Genomic DNA, 16,343 nt, shown 5'->3' with positions numbered 1-16,343 from the left:
CGCCTGCGAGGCTCAGTCACACCGGTCGCCTGCGAGGTCAGGCGGCGACCGCCGCCCACGGCGCGGGCGGCGTCGCGAGCGGGGACGGGGCGACGCGGCTGTCACCCGCGAGGGCAGGCGGCGCTCGTCACTTGCGGGGCTTGGCGCCGCGGACCTTGTGCAGGCGGAAGGGGCGCTTCGGCAGGCGTGTCGCCGGGGAGGGCTTCGGCGGTGCTGCCTGCGAGTCGTCGGGCATCGGGACGAGCGGGGCGTCCTCGACCGGGGTGAGGCGGCTGACCACGCAGTCCGTGGCCCACTTGGTCGCGAGGTCGGTGCCGCCGTTGAGCCGCTTCCCGGCCAGCTGCGGCACGAGCTCCGCCCAGGCATCCCCGGCCGGGTCCATGCGCTCCACCGCCGCGGTCCAGGTGACGATCCGGCCGCCGTGGTCGCCGCGGAGGGAGACCTCGGCGGTGCCGGTCTCGGCCAGGCCCGGGGCGGCCTGCTCGCCGGGGCCGCTCACGACCAGCAGCGACCCGCCGAGCCACGCGCACCAGACCAGGTAGGCAGGGCCGGCGCCGGGCACGGCGAGCCAGGCGACGGCGGCCTTCTTGGCGGCCTCTTCGACCAGCGGTTCCACGCCTGCCATCCAATCACAACGGTGGCCTGTCAGGTCGCCGTCGCCGCCAGGGTCAGCGGCGGGCGCGGGGCGCGGTCCTCGAACTCGGCCGAGGTGTAGGCCAGGGCCCGCAGGTCCGGCGGCCAGGAGGGCCACCCACCCTTGTGGAGCAGGGCGTCGAGGAACTGGGCGGCAGTCGGCAGCATGGCCCAGACCGCCGGCAGGAAGGTGGCGCGGCGGGTGCCGTCGGTCAGGATCAGGCCGTGCACCCCCGGCTCCAGGATCGCCAGCAGGGCCGCACGGCTGCCGGCGGGCAGGTCGGCGGGCGTGGTGAGGACGGAGACCGTGATGTCGAGCTCGGGCCAGTCGGCCGCGGTGACCGGCGGCACCCGTGGGTCGTTCATGGACCGCACCGCGTTGTGCACGACGTCGCGGTGCAGCGGGCGCTCCGGCTCGAGGGTGCCGACGCAGCCGCGGAGGGCGCCGGCACGCTGGAGGGTCACGAAGGAGGCGCCGAGGTCGTGCAGCGGACCGGCCGGCGGGATCGGGAACGTAAGTCGCTCGCCGGTCAGGCGGGCGCGGACGGTGGCCGCCGCGAGTCCGGCGAGCAACCGTCCGTCCATCGGCGGCAGAAGCCCTGACGGCGCCGTCACCAGTCCAGCATAGGCGCGCCGACCGTCGCGGGCAGCGGCATACGGCCGCCGACCAGGTCGGGGATCTGGTCGAGGCTGGTGATGCGGGCGCCGTCCCAGTCGAGGTCGGCGTGGAAGGTGAGGTGCCCGCCGAGGTCGGGCGCGTCGAGCTGGACGGCGGTGAGGCCGAAGCTGCGGGCGCCGGTGAGCTCGTGGCCACCGCCGTCGCCCACGTACAGACATGCCTCGGGGTGGACGCCGAGGCGTTCGCACGCGGTGCGGTACATCGCCGGGTGCGGCTTGGCGTGGCCGACCTGCGAGGAGTAGACGCCGGCGTCGAAGAGGCGGCCGATCGTGGTGCCGGGCAGGACGGTCGGGAGTTCGAACCAGCAGTCGCTGACGACGGCGGTGCGGATGCCGTGGTCGCGCAGCCAGCGCAGGACGGGCTCGGTCTCTGGGCGGGGTGAAGCGTCCTGCTGGAGCGAGGCGATGCGCAGCTCGGCGGCCTCGCGGAGCTGGGCGGGCGTGGGCTCGACGCCGAGCTCGACGCACAGCGCGCGGAGACCCGCTAAGACGCTGCCGTAGGCGCCTTTGGCTCGTGCGTCGAAGGTGCGGTCGAGGAGGCTGAGCCACGCGCCGGGGTCGACGCCGAGGACCTCGGCGGTCCTGCGATGGCCGTCTCCGCGCACGACGGCGGTGGTGCACGTGTTGAAGTAGTCGAAAAGGACAGCACTAAACACCGTTCGGCTCCCATGGCATCGTCCGAAAGTACGAGTACAGATCGCTCTGGTTTACTGCCTGAGCGCCCCGCCAAGTGTCGGATCGCTGACAATTTTCACCTGGTGACAACATCGGCGCATGCGTCAAATCGGGACAGCTGCCGCTGCCGCCCTCACGGTCGCGATCATCGCGGTCTCGTCGTCGGCGCCGTTGATCGCCTACGCGGCCGCGCCCGCGCTCGCGATCGCCTTCTGGCGCAACGCGCTCGGGGTCGCCGCGATCGCCCCGGTGGCCGTCACGGCGCGCCGTGAGGAGTTCCGGTCGCGGGCGGTGCGCGCCAGCGCCGCGTCGGGAGTGCTGCTCGCCGTGCACTTCGCCACGTGGGTGCCGAGCGCCAAGCTGACGAGCGTCGCCATGTCGGTGGCGCTGGTCAGTACGACACCCATCTGGACATCACTGATCTCCGTGGCACGGGGAGTGCGGGTCCCGGGCAGCACCTGGGCCGGAGTGGGGGTCGCCGTCGTGGGCGTGGCGCTGGCGACCGGCGCCGACCCGGACCTGTCGGGCCGCGCGCTGCTCGGTGACGCGCTCGCGCTGGCCGGAGGGATCGCGGCCGCCGGGTACACGATGCTCGGCGCCCACGCGCGGGGGACGATCGCGACCAGCACCTATGCGACCGTCTGCTACTCCGTCTGCGCGGCGCTGCTCGGGCTGGCGTGCGTGCTCGGCGGGCAGGAGCTGGGCGGCTACTCGACGCGGACGTGGCTGGCGATCGTGGCGATGACCGCCGGCCCACAGCTGCTCGGCCACACCCTGATCAACTACGCGCTGCGCCGGGTGCCGCCGACGACGGTCGCCGTGCTGCTCCTGCTGGAGGTGCCGGGCGCGCTGCTGCTGGCGTGGCTGATGCTCGACCAGCTGCCGGCGGCACAGACGCTGCCCGGCATCGCGCTGCTGCTCGCCGGCGTGACGATCGTGGTGGTCGGCGGCCGGCGCGCCGCGACGCCCGCCGGATCCGGGCCGGGTCAGCCCACGAACGGCGGCACGATCATCTCGCCGAAGGCGATCGGCACGGCATGGCCGGACACGGTCGCGGACACGGCCTCGCCGCCGGCCGCGGTGATCGAGCAGCTCAGCAGCGAGGGCCGGCGCATCTCCGAGCCCTGATGGATCTGGTACCGGCTGATGCCCTCACCCGGCAGCAGCCCAGACGCGACCAGCCACACCCCGAGCCCCATCGCCGCCGAACCGGTCGCGGGGTCCTCGGCGACGCCGACGTCGGGGACGAGGACCCGTACATGAGCCTCGTGCCGCTCGGCGTCCCAGTGCAGGACGCTCAGGTTGTCGACGAGCCCGCCGGGCCGCAGCCGCCCGACCGCCTCGTCGGTCACGGACAGGAACGTGAACGGCAGGCCGCACCCGGCCTTGCGGGGCGCCGGACCGACGTGGTCGGCCTCCGTCAGGCCGACGGCGGCGAGCAGCGGCGCCGGATCGAGGGCCGGCTCGACGGTCGGGGTGCCGCCGGTGACGGTGGCGGTGCCGTGCACGTCGTCGATGGTGATCGGCAGCAGGCCGGCGCCGCACTCCATGATCACGTCGGTCGTCTTGACCAGGCCGTCGCGGTGCAGGGTGATGGCGCAGCCGACGCTGGGGTGCCCGGCGAACGGCAGCTCCGTGCCCGGGGTGAAGATCCGCACCCGGTAGGTCGCCTCGGGCGTCGTCGGGCGCAGCACGAAGATCGTCTCGGACAGGTTGAACTCGAGCGCGATCGACTGCATCTGCTCGCCGGCGAGGTCGTCGGCGTCGAACACGATGGCGAGTGGGTTGCCGGTGAACGGCCGGTCGGTGAATACGTCGACCACCTTGTACCGCAGCATGCGCATGCGTACGAGCCTAGGCGCTCGAACAGGCACGGGAGGCGGTCCAACGGCAAGCCGGCGGTCTTCTTCAGTAGTCTTGAACCTCGTGAGCACCGCGCCCAGGGTCTATGTCGCGCGCCTCGCCGGCCTGAGTGTCTTCGACCCGAACGGTGACCAGGTCGGCCGGGTGCGTGACGCGGTCGCGCGGGCGCGCACCGACGACATGCCGCCGAGGGTCGTGGGGCTCGTCGCGGAGATGCCGATGCGGCGGCGGATCTTCCTGCCGATCGGCCGGATCACGGCGATGGAGCCCGACGCCGTGGTGCTCAACACCGGCACGCTCAACCTGCGCCGGTTCGAGAAGCGGCAGGGTGAGCTGCTGGTCCTGGAGGACTTCATCGACCGGCACGTGAGCATCCCGGCGACCGGCCGCACCGGCACGGTCGTGGACGTCGCGATGGAGGCCGACCGGGCGGGGACGTGGGCGTTGAGCCGGGTCGCGGTCCGGGAGTTCAGCGGCCGGCTGACCCGCCGCGGTCACCTGAACCAGCTCGAGTGGGGTGAGGTCGCCGGGCTCGCCGGCACCCCGCACGCGCAGGGCACGGCCGGCATCCTCGCGGTGCTGGACAACATGCGCCCCGCCGACCTCGCGAACGTGCTGCAGGACCTGTCCGAGACCCGCCGCGTCGAGGTCGCGACCGCGCTGGACGACGAGCGGCTCGCCGACGTGCTGGAGGAGCTTCCCGAGCACGACCAGCTGGAGATCATGGCGGCGCTGGAGCCGGAGCGGGCCGCGGACGTGCTGGAGGAGATGGACCCCGACGACGCCGCCGACCTGCTCGCGGAGATGCCGAAGGGCGAGCAGGAGGTGCTGCTGGACCTCATGCAGCCCGACGAGGCGTCGCCGGTGCGGGCGCTGCTGGACTACCTGCCCGGCACCGCCGGGTCGGTGATGACGTCGGAGCCGATCGTCATGGCGCCGCACGAGACCGTCGCGGAGGCCCTTGCCCGCATCCGGGAGCCGCAGCTGTCACCCGCGGTGGCGGCGGGCGTCTTCGTGACCAGGCCGCCGATGGCGACGCCGACCGGGCGGTACCTCGGCGTCGTGCACTTCCAGCGGCTGCTGCGCGAACCGCCGTCGGCGCTGCTCGGCGGCGTCGTGGACAACGACATCAAACCGCTCGCGCCGCAGGCCACGCTCGGCGAGATCACCCGGCGGATGGCGACCTACAACCTGGTGGTCATGCCGGTCATCGACGACAACGACCGGCTCGTCGGCGCCGTCACCGTCGACGACGTGCTGGACCATCTGCTGCCCGAGGACTGGCGTGACCGGGAGCACGCCGGCCCCGTCTGGTCGAGCCCCACCGGCTCGGCAGGACGGGCGCTCGACCATGGCTGACCGGCGGCGGCTCGACCAGCCACGCGAGCCGGGTCGGTTGAAGCTCCCCCGCTTCGACCCGGAGGCGTTCGGGCAGTGGTCCGAGGGGATCGCGCGGTTCATGGGGACCGCGAAGTTCCTCGTGTACATGACGGTCTTCATCCTCGCGTGGGTCGTGTGGAACACGCTCGCGCCGAGGACGTGGCAGTTCGACCCGTACACGTTCACGTTCCTGACGCTGATCCTGTCGCTGCAGGCGTCGTACGCGGCGCCGCTGATCCTGCTCGCGCAGAACCGGCAGGCGGACCGGGACCGGCTCGCCGCCGAGGAGGACCGCCGGCGGGCCGCGGCGCAGAAGGCGGACACCGAGTACCTGGCGCGGGAGATCGCGTCGCTGCGGATCGCCGTCGGTGAGGTCGCCACCCGGGACTTCCTGCGCTCGGAGCTGGCGCGGATGAGCGAGGAGCTGGACGAGGCCGCGGTGCGCCGGGCGAAGCTGGAGCGGAAGAAGGCGAAGAAGTCGCTGGACGAGCCGGAGGAGGACACCTTCGACCCCGGCGACGACCCGCCCCGGCGGCGCTCCCGCTCCACCCGCTGACCTGCACCACCTGTGCCGTCCATGCCGTTCTGTTCTGCCTTGTACCGCCTGTGTCGCTTGGGCTCGTGCCGCGTTCGCCGCCCCTACCCCGCGTGCGCCGCTTGAATCCCGCGTGCGCCGCCTGCGCTCCCTGTGCCGCCTGTGCCGCTTGCGCTCCCTGTGCCGCCTGCGCTGCTTGTGCCGCCTGCGCTGCCTGCGCCGCTTGTACCCGCCGGCTACTGCGCCCTGGCGGCCACGAGGAGGCCTTCTCCCAGGGGCAGGATGGCCGGGACCCATGCGTCGCTGTCCCTGATGGCCTTGACGGCCTCCCTGAGCAGGACGGTCTCCGCGTCGCGGATCGTGGGGTCGCTGACCCGGCCGCCGCCGAGCGCGCCGGCGAGCACCAGGGTCCCTCCGGGGCGCAGAAGCCGCTCCGCCGCGGCGGTCACGGCGGCGTACTCGCCCGGGTCGTGGTCGACGAACACCAGGTCGTAGGCGCGGTCGGCGAGCCGGGGCAGGACGTCCAGGGCGCGGCCGCTGATGATCCGGGTCCGCGACGGCGGGTTGCCGGCGGCGGCGAACACCCGCCGGGCGACCCGCTGGTGCTCAGGCTCGAGGTCGATCGTGGTGAGGACACCGTCGCGGCGCATGCCGCGCAGCAGCCACCCGCCGCTCACCCCCGTGCCGGTGCCCACGTCGACGACGGCCTTCGCGTTGCTGACCGCGGCGACGACCCGCAGCGCCGCGCCCTCGCCCCGGCTGACGCTGGAGATGCCCAGCTCAGCGGCCTGCTCGCGGGCGGCGGTGAGCACGGGGTCCTCCAGCACGTAGCCGTCGACGAAGTCGGCGAACTGCTGCGCTGCTCTGACGGACGGGGGGATGTCACACCTCCATGAGACGTCGATCCCCGCAAGCCTAGGCCCTGTTCGGAAGGGGGCGGCGGTTCATCCCCCCTTCCAAACAGGGCCTCGGGAGACCTCGCCCTCACGTGTGGGATGCCGGCCCGTGTAATGCTGGATGCGAAACGGACGGAGGAGCCGATCGTGACAGACGGTTCGGCCTGGCGCCAGCCTGGCCACGGCGCATCGACCAGCCCCGCTGGCTGGCCGATGCCGCCCGCGCAGCCACGACCGCAGCCCGCCCCGAGCAGCTGGTGGTCCGACGCCCTGGCCGACCCGTGGCGCGACCCGGACGCGCAGGTCGTCGTGGTCAAGACGCCGGCGGACGAGCCGCCGGCGCTGGAGAAGGTCCCGCCGCCCGGCCCCGCACCGCGCGCCGGCCTCGGGCTGATCCTGATCGTGTCGATCGTCACCGCCCTGCTCGCCGGCGCGCTCGGCGGCACCCTCGGCTACGTGTTCGCCGGTGGCGGCGGTGGCGTCCTGGGCGGATCGACGCTCGGCGGCAACCCGCCGCTGAACGGCCGCCCGCCGGACACCGTCGCCGCCCTGGCGAAGAAGGTCCTCCCCAGCGTCGTCACGATCAGCATGCGGGTGGGCGCCGGCACGTCCCTGGGCTCCGGCTTCGTGGTGTCGAACGACGGGTACGTCATCACCAACAACCACGTGGTGCAGGGTGGCACCGGCTCCGCCACGGTCCGCTTCACCGACGCCTCGGTCGCCCCCGCCTCCGTCGTCGGCAGCGACGACGAGTCCGACATCGCCGTGCTGAAGATCGACACCGCCGGTCTGCCCGACGGCCAGCTGAAACCCGTCGAGTTCGGCGACTCCGACCAGCTGCAGGTCGGCGACCCGGTGGTCGCGGTCGGCGCCCCGCTCGGCCTGACCAGCACGGTCACCTACGGCGTGGTCAGCTACCTCGACCGCCCCATCCGCACCAGCGAGGGCGGCACCGCCCGCTACTACTCGGCGATCCAGACCGACGCGGCCGTCAACCAGGGCAACTCCGGCGGCCCGCTCTTCGACGGCGCCGGTCGCGTCGTCGGCATCAACTCCGTGATCGGCACCCTCTCCGAGGACCAGGCGACGGCCGGCAACGTCGGCCTCGCGTTCGCCATCCCGATCAACCACGCCCGCCGCGTCGCCCAGGACGTCATCAACACCGGCAAGGCCCGGCGCACTGTGATGGGTGTCTCAACCGACCCGAGCTACCGCAACCCCGCCGGCGGCGCCCGCCTCGCCTCCGTCGAGGCCAACGGGCCGGCCGCCGGCGCCGGTCTGCACGCCGGGGACGTCATCCTGGCCGTCAACGGCAAGCCCGTCGAGGAGGTCTGGGACCTGACGGCCCTCATCCGGAAGTACGCTCCCGGCGCGGTCGTCGAGATCCAGTACCTGCGCGGCACCACCAGGGAGAAGACCTCGGTGACCCTGGTCGCCGACGCGAAGTGACCGGTGGGCCCTCCCCGAGGGGGGCTCCGGGTGCGTAGGCTGGCGGGCGAGAGCAGGGAGGGCCGGCAATGGGCTTGGAAAACCTCGGTGGCTGGGAGTTCATCGTCATCATCCTGGTGGGGCTGTTCATCTTCGGCCCCGACCGGCTGCCGAAGGCGATCAGCGACGGCATGCGCATGCTCCGCAACGTCCGCCAGATGGCCCGCAACGCCACCGGCGACCTGAGCCGCGAGCTCGGCACCGACATCCAGCTCGAGGACCTCCACCCGAAGGCCTTCCTGCGCAAGCACCTGCTGAGCGAGGCCGACGAGGCCGCCCTGCGGCGCCCCCTCCAGGAGATCGTCGGCGAGGTCCGTGGCGTCGCCGACTCGGTCAAGCGCGACGCGGAGGCCGCCGCCTCGGGTATCAGCGCCAAGTCGGCCCCCACGCCGGCCCCGACGTCGCTCACCAAGCCCGCCGCGGCCCCTGTCACCCCCGCCCCGGCCCGCCCCTCCTGGGACGACGTCACCTGACCTGGACGCGCCGCCGCCCGAGGGCGGCGACAGCTGGGCGCTCGGGGGTCGTGGGTCGTTCACCGCGACGGCAGACAGACCGTGGCCGGTCCGGCGCTCATGTCGCTTGTCAAGCCCGTCGCCCCGCCCTGGCCCGCCCTTCCTGGGATGACGTCACCTGGCCTGGGCGCGCCGCCCGAGCGCGGCGCAGGGCAGCGCCAGCCGGGCGCCAGAGGGTCGCGGATCGTTCACCGCGACGGGCAGACGAGACCGCGGCCGATCCAGCGCTGCGGTGAGCGTGCCCAGCCTGCTGTGCGCCAGGTCCGGCGGACCGGGGTCCGCCTGGCCTTCGGCTTTCTGCGGCTCGGCCGCCCCGCCGTCCGCACCTGCACGGCCGGCCCGCTAGCAGCGCCTGCCCAGAGGGGTGGCCGCTCAGTACCATGGCCGCGGTTGCTGCTCTTGAAATCAGCGACCGGCGGGCTTGAGGCCGAGCGGCTTGCCGGCCAGGCTCTCGCGGCGCACGGCGAGGCGGTCGGCGACGGCGGTCAGCGCGGCCGCGGCGGGGGTCGACGGGTCGGACAGCACGAGCGGGAGACCGGCGTCGCCGCCCTCGCGCAGGCGCGTGTCGAGCGGGATCTGGCCCAGCAGCGGGACCTTCGCGCCGACGGCCCGGCCCAGCGACTCCGCGACCTGCGCGCCGCCGCCGCTGCCGAACACCTCCATGCGCTGGCCGTCGGGCAGCTCCAGCCAGGACATGTTCTCCACGACGCCGACGATGCGCTGGTGCGTCTGCAGGGCGATCGAGCCCGCCCGCTCCGCGACCTCGGCCGCGGCGGCCTGCGGGGTCGTCACGACCAGGATCTCCGCCGACGGCAGCAGCTGCGCCAGGGAGATCGCCACGTCACCGGTGCCCGGCGGGAGGTCCAGCAGGAGGACGTCCAGGTCGCCCCAGTAGACGTCGGCGAGGAACTGCTGCAGCGCCCGGTGCAGCATCGGCCCGCGCCACACCACCGCCGTGTTGCCCGGCGTGAACATCCCGATCGAGATGACCTTCACCCCGTGCGCCGACGGCGGCATGATCATCGACTCGACCTGCGTGGGCCGGCCGGTCGCGCCGAGCATCCGTGGCACCGAGTGGCCGTAGATGTCCGCGTCGACGACGCCGACCTTGAGGCCCTTCGCGGCGAGCGCCGCCGCCAGGTTGACCGTCACGCTCGACTTGCCGACGCCGCCCTTGCCGCTGGCGACCGCGTAGACCCTGGTCCGCGAGCCCGGCTGGGCGAACGGGATGACCGGCTCCTGCACGTCACCGCGCAGGCTGCTCTGCAGCTCCTTGCGCTGCTCGGCCGTCATGACCCCGAAGTCGACCTCGACCCCGGTGACCCCGTCGACCGCGCCGACCGCGCCGGTGATGTCGGCCCGCAGCTTGTCCTTCAGCGGGCAGCCGGCCACCGTGAGCAGCAGCCCGATCACCGCGACGCCGTCGGGGCGCAGCACGACCTCGCGCACCATGCCGAGCTCGGTGATCGGTCGGCGGATCTCGGGGTCGTCGACGGTCGACAGAGCGGCGGCGATCGCGGCTTCGACGGTGGTGGCCGGGGCTGACATGCCGCCATCGTACGTCGGCCGCCGAGGCTGTTCAGGCGACCGACCCCTGGGTCGTAACGCATCACACTCACCCGAACGGTGACAGGGTTGTCCCGCGTCCGCGGCGGTGGCAACATCGTTGTCAGCCGCGCGCCTCGCCCCTTGAGGCGCGCGGCTTTTCCTTCCCGAAATTGTCGTACCCCTGTTCGAAAATTGGGGGCATGACAGCACTCGGCACGACCACCAGCACCGTCCTGTCCGCCACGGCCCCGTTCGACCTCGCCTGCTCGCTGCGCGCCATGGAGTCCTTCGCCCCCTGCAGCGGCGACCAGCTCGTCACCGCCGGCCGCGCCCGCCGCGCGTTCCTGCACCCGTCCGACCCGGCCCGCGCCGTCGTCGCCGAGGTCACCGCCCGCGACGACGGGCTCCCGGGCGTCGCGCTCACCGTGTTCAGCGACGGCGAGCTGAGACCCGGGGAGACCGAGGCGGTCGGCGACCGGGTCAGCGATTGGCTCAGCCTCCGCGACGACCGCGCCACGTTCCTGCGCCTGGCCCGCGCCGACCCGGCCATGACCTCGGTCCTCGCCACCACCGAGGGCCTGCATCAGGTCCGCTTCGCCTCCTTCACCGAGGCCGCCGTCTTCTACACGCTCGTGCACCACTCCGCCCACTGGTTCGCCAAGGCGTACAAGCGCCGCCTCCTCACCGACCACGGTCCCCACGGCATCGTCGACGGCGTCCGCTATGCCGCGTTCCCGCCGATGTCCACGCTGGTGGCGCTCGGCGTCAAGGGCCTCACGCCGTATGCCAGCAACACCCTGAGCGCCCGCCGCGTCCACGCCGTGCTGACCACCCTGAGCACCCTTGACGAGCACCGGCTGCGCACGGCCCCCGCCGACGAGGTCTACGACACGCTGCTGTCCGTGCGCGGCATCGGCCCCTTCACCGCCCACGCCCTGCTCCTGCGCGCCCTCGGCCACCCCGACCGCGCCCCGCTCGAGATGCGCCAGCACCTCACCTCCGCCGAGTCCGTCTACGGCACCCCCGCGCCCTCCCCAGCCGACCTCCGCGAGTGGTATGGCGCCACGATCGGCTGGTGGGCCTACACCGTCCGCACCGCCTTGGACTGGCTCGACCAGGACCGCCGCGCCGCCGCCCGCTCCACCCGCTCCCCCGGCCGAGCACCCCGCACGCCGCACCTCCTGCGCCAGACCAACGCACTGCACGCCGTTGCATCCCACGACGACCATCCAGCCGCCCACGCTTCCTGACCGCGCCGACGCCCCGGCTTCCCGCGTCTCCTCCGGTCGGCCGGGGCATTGGCCGGCACTCCGCCGCTTTTGCCCGGGGTGGCCGGCGCTCCGATGCCCGTGCGCCTGACCATGCCGGGGCGCTGCCGGTGACGGGCCTCTCCGGGGTGTTCTGGTTGTTTGCTTCGTCGGGTCGTTGGGTTGCTCCCGCCTCGCGCCCGCCAGCGCGGGGCGGAGCCGCCACACGTCCCGACTCCCCGACGCGCTGACCTCCCCGCCGTTCCGGCCTCCTGTTTCCCGGCTGCCGGTCTTCCTGACTTCCTATCGGCGAGCCGTCGACTTCCCCAGTTGCCCGACCGCTGCGGCATGCCCGCTTGGCCGGGCTCTCAAGTCACACCGCGGACCATGTTCACGATCCGGCGCAAACTCGGCTATCGGGTTCGCCACGCGCCGACCAGCGCGGAGCCGAGTCACCCACCAACACTGTTCAGCGACCCCGCCCCGCAACTCCACGCCCACCCCGAACACGCAACTCAACGCCCCGACACTCGACTGCCCCCGGGCCCGGCACTTCGATCTCCGCAGGCCCATGCCGGTCGCGCGACTGGCATGCCTCCACTTGACTGGGCTCTCAAGTCACACCGCGGACCGTATTCGCGATCCGGCGGAAACACGGCCAACGGGGTTCGCCATGCGCCGACCAGCGCGGAGCCGAGTCACCCATCAGCACTGTTCAGCCACCCTCGCCCCGCGACCCACCCCCACACGCAACTCAACACCCCGACGCTCGACTGTCCCCGTGCCGGCGCTTCAACCTCCGCAAGCCCACCCCCAGTCGCCCGACCCGCTGCGGCATGCCCCCTCGGGCGGGCTCCCAGGTCACATCGCGGACCATGTTCACAATCCGGCGGAAACTCGGCCCACGGTTCGCCACGCGCCCACTGGCACGAGCCGGATCACCCACCCACACCCTTCAGCCACTCCGCCCTGCGACCCACCCGCACACGCCACTCATCGCCCCGACGCTCGACTGTCCCCGTCCCGGCGCTTCGATCTCCGCAAGCCCACCCAGTCGCCCGACCGGCATGTCCGCCTGGCTGGGCTCTCAAGTCACACCGCGGACCGTATCCGCGATCCGGCGCAAACACGGCCACCAGCGCTCTTAGCCACCCTCGCCCCGCGACCCACCCGAACACGCAACTCAACACCCCGACGCTCGACTGTCCCCGTGCCGGCGCTTCGACCACCGCAAGCCCACCCCAGTCGCCCGACCCGCTGCGGCATGCCCCCTCGGGCGGGCTCTTAGGTCACATCGCGGACCATGTTCACGACCCACCGCAAACCCACCCACACCCTTCAGCCGCCCCCGCCCCGCGACCCACCCGAACACGCAACTCAACGCCCCGATACTCGACTGCGCCCGTGCCCGGCACTTCGATTTCCGCAACCCCCAGGCGCGCGACCGGCATGGCCGTCTGGCTGGGCTCTCAAGTCACACCGCGGACCGGTATTCGCGATCCGGCGCAAACACGGCCAACGGGGTTCGCCATGCGCCGGCCAGCGCGGAGCCGAGTCACCCACCAGCACTGTTCAGTCGCCCTCGCTCCACGACCCACCGAACACGCAACTCAACGCCCCGATGCTCGGCTTCGCCGTGTCCGCGCTTCGATCTCTGCACGCCCGCCCCAGTCGCCCGGCCCGCTGCGGCGTGCCGCCATTTGACGGGGCTCTCAGGTCACACCGCGGACCATGGTCATAATCCGGCGCACACTCGGCCAAGAGTTTGCCCCGTGCCCACCAGCACGAGCCGAATCACGCACCAACGCCGTCCAGGCCACCCTCGCCACGCAACTCCACGATCACCCCGAATGCCCAGCCCGCGGCCCGGCGCCCGGCCGACGTCGACCGCCCTACCCGACGCTCCGACCCAGCAGCACCGTTCCGCCATCCGTCCGTGGGTGGCGGCATCAGGCGCGGGACGTGACGGACCGTGCGATTCGAAGGTCGAGCATCGAGCCGGCAGCGACCGTGATCCCGTGCGAGGCGAAGCAGCCCGACGCGGTCGTCGCCGTCGAGGGGTGGCTGCGCCGTACGGGCGGGGAAGACGCGGAAACGTCAGGCTGTTGTCTCGAGCCAGCGCAGCAGGGTGCGGACGCCCCAGCCGGTGGCGCCCTTGGTGAGGTCGGCGTCGGCGGAGTCGGACCAGGCTGAGGATGACATGTCGATGTGGGCCCACTGGTCGCGCAGAGGGCCGGTGAACTCGCGCAGGTAGAGCGCGGCCATCACGGAGCCGGCGCCGACGTCGGTGGAGTTGACGATGTCGGCGACGTCGCTGTCGAGGGCGTCGGTGTAGTCGTCGTGCAGGGGCATGCGCCAGACCGACTCGCCCGCGGTGTCGGCGGCGGCGGCGAGCTCCTTGGCGAGGGTGTCGTTGTGGCTGTAGAGGGCGGCGGTGCGCTTGCCGAGGGCGACGCCCTGCGCGCCGGTGAGGGTTGCCAGGTCGATGATCGTGTCGGGGCGCAGGCGCCGGACGGCGTAGGCCATGGCGTCGCCGAGGACGAGGCGGCCCTCGGCGTCGGTGTTGTGGATCTCGGAGGTGATGCCGCCGTAGTGGCGGATCACGTCGCCGGGGCGGAAGGAGTCGGCGCCGAGCGCGTTCTCCGCGAGGGGGGCGAGTGCGGTGATCCGCACTGGCAGGCGCAGCGCCGCGGCGGCGAGGGTCGCGCCGATCACGGCCGCCGCGCCGCCCATGTCCTTGCGCATGAGCTTCATGCCGGACAGGGGCTTGACGCAGATGCCGCCGGTGTCGAACGTGATGCCCTTGCCGACCAGGACCACGTGCCGCCGGGCGCCGCGCGGGCGCCAGGACAGCTCGACGAGGCGCGGGCCGCGGGTGGAGCCGCCGCCGACGGCGAGGATCGCGTTGAACCCCTGCTCGGCGAGGGCCTTCGGGTCGCGGACGGTCACCGTCAGCCCGGCCACGCCCGCGGCGGCCTTCTCGACCCGCTTCGCGAACCAGGCGGGGGTCTTCTCGTCGCTGGGCATGTTGGTGAGGTCGCGGGCGAGGCGGGTCGACTCGGCGACCACCTTGGCGGCGGCGAGGCCCGCCTCGAGTTCGGCCGGCCGGGCGGCGACGAGGGTCACCCGGCGTAGCGAAGGGGGCTCGCCGGCGCCGAGGCGGAAGCGGTACGACGCGAGCCACAGCCCCTCCCCGAGGCCCCGCACCGCGGCCGGGGTCACGTCGTCGTCGGGCAGCAGGACGGTGAGCGTCGGCTCGTCGCCGGCGGCCCTGGCGAGCTTCGCGCCCGCGGCCCGCCAGCCGGCCTCGTCGCCGGCCCCGACACCGACGAAGAGCAGCAGGTCGGGGCGGTGCCCGGCGCGCGGCAGCTTGTGGAGAGTGCCGGCCGACCCGGAGTGCTCGACATCCAGCAGGAACGCGGTGATGTCGTCCAGGTCGGCCGGGCCGAGCTTCAATCTCGCCAGCGACGCCCGCACGGCGGCCAGCCGTGTCGCCGCGGGGTCGTCGGAAGAGTCAGCGGCCGGCACGACAACGGCGACCGCACCGGAGACGTTGCGGGCCGTGGCGAACCGGATGTCCAGCAAGAGCTTGCCTCCACTCGAAACTCGCATGTTTCCGCGCACGCCTCGGGGAGCGACCGCCTCAGGGCCACTCGGGTTGCGCGGGGTCGTGCTGGATGAACGAGACCTCAGCCGGTGGCGGTCTTCAGTGCCTCGCTGAGCTCGTTGGCCTCATCCTTGGTCATCTCGACGACGAGCCGCCCACCACCTTCCAGCGGGACCCGCATGACGATGCCCCGGCCCTCCTTGGTGACCTCCAGCGGACCGTCGCCTGTCCGCGGCTTCATGGCCGCCATGTTGTCTCCCTTCGCTCCCTGATGTCCCAGACATCAGGTGGCACAGCCGTCCCCGCATGCCGCGCGGCCACTCACGAACGTCGGCCGGGACCTGCCTCCCGGCCTTCCGACCCGTGATGAACGCGCCAACAGATGATTTTCCCTGATGATGGCCCCAAGACCCAAACTGGGACGCGAACCATGTGACAACTCCTGGCGGTGAATGCCGGTCAACTGTCACAATAAGCGGCCATGCAGGCCCGGTCCGCCCTCTTTGATCTCTATGGCGACCATCTCCGTCCCCGCGGTGGACGGGCCGCCATAGCGGCCCTCGTGCGCCTGCTCGCACCTCTCGGCATCGCGCCACCCGCCGTCCGGACCGCGGTGTCACGGATGGTACGGCAGGGTTGGCTGCACCCTTTACGGTTGCCGACCGGTCCCGGCTACGGCATCACCCCGAAGGCGGCACGGCGGCTCGACGCGGCGGGTGCCCGCATCTACCGCACCCCGACGGGCGACGCCGGCTGGGACGGCCGCTTCGATCTCATCACGCTGGACCCGCCGCAGCATCGAGGCGCGCGGGCGAAACTCGTCGCCAACCTGGGATTTCTCGGTTACGGGGCGATCGACGCGTCCACCTGGATCGCGCCGCGCCCCGGCGAGGGCGTCGACGCGCTCCTCGTGGAGGCCGGCGTCCGGTACGACCGGTTCAGCGCGGCGCACGTCGCCGGCGGCGAGCAGCTCGTGTCGCGCGCCTGGGACCTGCGGGCGATCGGCGAGGCGTACGAGCAGTTCGTGACCGACCTGACGCCGCTGGTGTCGGCCGTCGGCCCCGGCACCGACGACGAGCGCGCGTACGCGGCCAGGTTCATGCTGGTGCACGCGTGGCGGGCGTTCCTGTTCCGCGACCCGCAGCTGCCGCCCGAGCTGCTGCCGCAGCACTGGCCGGGGACGGCGGCGGCGGCGTTCTTCGACCGGCATGCCGGGCGGCTGCGCCCGGCCGCCGACCGTTACGTTGACCAGTGTCTGCGAGCGTAGAAGGAGTTCATCGA

14 protein-coding genes and 1 pseudogene are annotated in these 16,343 nt (G+C 72.9%); 7 read left to right on the top strand and 8 right to left on the bottom strand.

Annotated elements, in window-relative coordinates; all coding sequences use genetic code 11:
- Positions 1-127 precede the first annotated feature (127 nt).
- The 3 genes from ACFY3L_RS50450 to ACFY3L_RS50440 are packed head-to-tail and all read right to left on the bottom strand — an operon-like array spanning position 128 to position 1,967.
- Positions 128-625, bottom strand: coding sequence for a hypothetical protein (locus tag ACFY3L_RS50450; protein WP_389341688.1), 498 nt, complete (start codon positions 623-625; stop codon positions 128-130).
- A 20-nt stretch (positions 626-645) separates the two neighbouring features.
- Positions 646-1,248: an AmmeMemoRadiSam system protein A gene (gene amrA, locus ACFY3L_RS50445; RefSeq protein ID WP_389341685.1), complete on the bottom strand. Its 603-nt coding sequence runs from the start codon at positions 1,246-1,248 to the stop codon at positions 646-648.
- Positions 1,245-1,967, bottom strand: a complete 723-nt coding sequence (locus tag ACFY3L_RS50440) for an HAD family hydrolase (RefSeq protein WP_389341682.1) — start codon at positions 1,965-1,967, stop codon at positions 1,245-1,247. Before ACFY3L_RS50440 ends, amrA begins: the two co-directional genes overlap by 4 nt.
- Before the next feature lie 118 nt (positions 1,968-2,085).
- Here ACFY3L_RS50440 and ACFY3L_RS50435 point away from each other — a divergent pair.
- Positions 2,086-2,916 (top strand): annotated as a pseudogene (locus ACFY3L_RS50435) (DMT family transporter); the annotation flags it as partial.
- A gap of 56 nt (positions 2,917-2,972) precedes the next feature.
- Here the strand turns inward: ACFY3L_RS50435 and ACFY3L_RS50430 are convergent.
- Positions 2,973-3,830 (bottom strand): PhzF family phenazine biosynthesis protein, encoded by an 858-nt coding sequence (locus ACFY3L_RS50430; RefSeq protein ID WP_389341679.1) that lies wholly within the window; start codon positions 3,828-3,830, stop codon positions 2,973-2,975.
- An 82-nt stretch (positions 3,831-3,912) separates the two neighbouring features.
- Between ACFY3L_RS50430 and ACFY3L_RS50425 the strand changes: the two genes are divergently transcribed.
- Both ACFY3L_RS50425 and ACFY3L_RS50420 read left to right on the top strand, forming a co-directional pair.
- Positions 3,913-5,208 carry a magnesium transporter MgtE N-terminal domain-containing protein gene (locus ACFY3L_RS50425; RefSeq protein WP_389341676.1) on the top strand — a complete coding sequence of 432 codons (1,296 nt, stop codon included), beginning with the start codon at positions 3,913-3,915 and terminating at the stop codon, positions 5,206-5,208.
- The gene (locus tag ACFY3L_RS50420) at positions 5,201-5,785 is read left to right on the top strand and encodes a DUF1003 domain-containing protein (RefSeq protein WP_389341674.1); all 585 of its coding nucleotides are present in this window, start codon (positions 5,201-5,203) and stop codon (positions 5,783-5,785) included. The genes ACFY3L_RS50425 and ACFY3L_RS50420 overlap by 8 nt, the downstream gene beginning before the upstream one ends.
- Positions 5,786-6,000: 215 nt before the next feature.
- Here ACFY3L_RS50420 and ACFY3L_RS50415 read toward each other — a convergent pair whose 3' ends face one another.
- A complete protein-coding gene (locus tag ACFY3L_RS50415; RefSeq protein WP_389341672.1) occupies positions 6,001-6,591 on the bottom strand; it encodes an O-methyltransferase in 591 nt (196 codons plus the stop codon).
- A gap of 216 nt (positions 6,592-6,807) precedes the next feature.
- Between ACFY3L_RS50415 and ACFY3L_RS50410 the strand changes: the two genes are divergently transcribed.
- Complete coding sequence (locus ACFY3L_RS50410) at positions 6,808-8,109, top strand: S1C family serine protease (protein WP_389341668.1); 1,302 nt, start codon at positions 6,808-6,810, stop codon at positions 8,107-8,109.
- A 68-nt stretch (positions 8,110-8,177) separates the two neighbouring features.
- Positions 8,178-8,621, top strand: coding sequence for a twin-arginine translocase TatA/TatE family subunit (locus tag ACFY3L_RS50405; protein WP_389341665.1), 444 nt, complete (start codon positions 8,178-8,180; stop codon positions 8,619-8,621).
- 444 nt (positions 8,622-9,065) lie between these two features.
- Here the strand turns inward: ACFY3L_RS50405 and ACFY3L_RS50400 are convergent, their stop codons facing one another.
- Positions 9,066-10,208 carry an Mrp/NBP35 family ATP-binding protein gene (locus ACFY3L_RS50400; protein WP_389341662.1) on the bottom strand — a complete coding sequence of 381 codons (1,143 nt, stop codon included), beginning with the start codon at positions 10,206-10,208 and terminating at the stop codon, positions 9,066-9,068.
- 200 nt (positions 10,209-10,408) lie between these two features.
- On the opposite strand from ACFY3L_RS50400, the gene ACFY3L_RS50395 reads away from it, so the two are divergent.
- Positions 10,409-11,458 carry a hypothetical protein gene (locus ACFY3L_RS50395; protein ID WP_389341659.1) on the top strand — a complete coding sequence of 350 codons (1,050 nt, stop codon included), beginning with the start codon at positions 10,409-10,411 and terminating at the stop codon, positions 11,456-11,458.
- Positions 11,459-13,552: 2,094 nt separating this feature from the next.
- Here the strand turns inward: ACFY3L_RS50395 and ACFY3L_RS50390 are convergent.
- On the bottom strand, positions 13,553-15,040 hold the full coding sequence (locus ACFY3L_RS50390) for a leucyl aminopeptidase family protein (RefSeq protein WP_389341656.1): 1,488 nt from the start codon (positions 15,038-15,040) through the stop codon (positions 13,553-13,555).
- Between the two features lie 104 nt (positions 15,041-15,144).
- A complete protein-coding gene (locus ACFY3L_RS50385) occupies positions 15,145-15,312 on the bottom strand; it encodes a DUF3117 domain-containing protein (protein ID WP_081971220.1) in 168 nt (55 codons plus the stop codon).
- A gap of 231 nt (positions 15,313-15,543) precedes the next feature.
- Here ACFY3L_RS50385 and ACFY3L_RS50380 point away from each other — a divergent pair, with 231 nt between their 5' ends.
- Positions 15,544-16,329: a PaaX family transcriptional regulator C-terminal domain-containing protein gene (locus ACFY3L_RS50380; protein ID WP_389341653.1), complete on the top strand. Its 786-nt coding sequence runs from the start codon at positions 15,544-15,546 to the stop codon at positions 16,327-16,329.
- Positions 16,330-16,343: the final 14 nt, after the last annotated feature.

This window comes from Dactylosporangium sp. NPDC000521 (assembly GCF_042898305.1).
Taxonomy (GTDB): Bacteria; Actinomycetota; Actinomycetes; order Mycobacteriales; family Micromonosporaceae; genus Dactylosporangium.
Note: the sequence above shows the minus strand (reverse complement) of the source record. Positions and strands in the feature narration are given on the sequence as shown.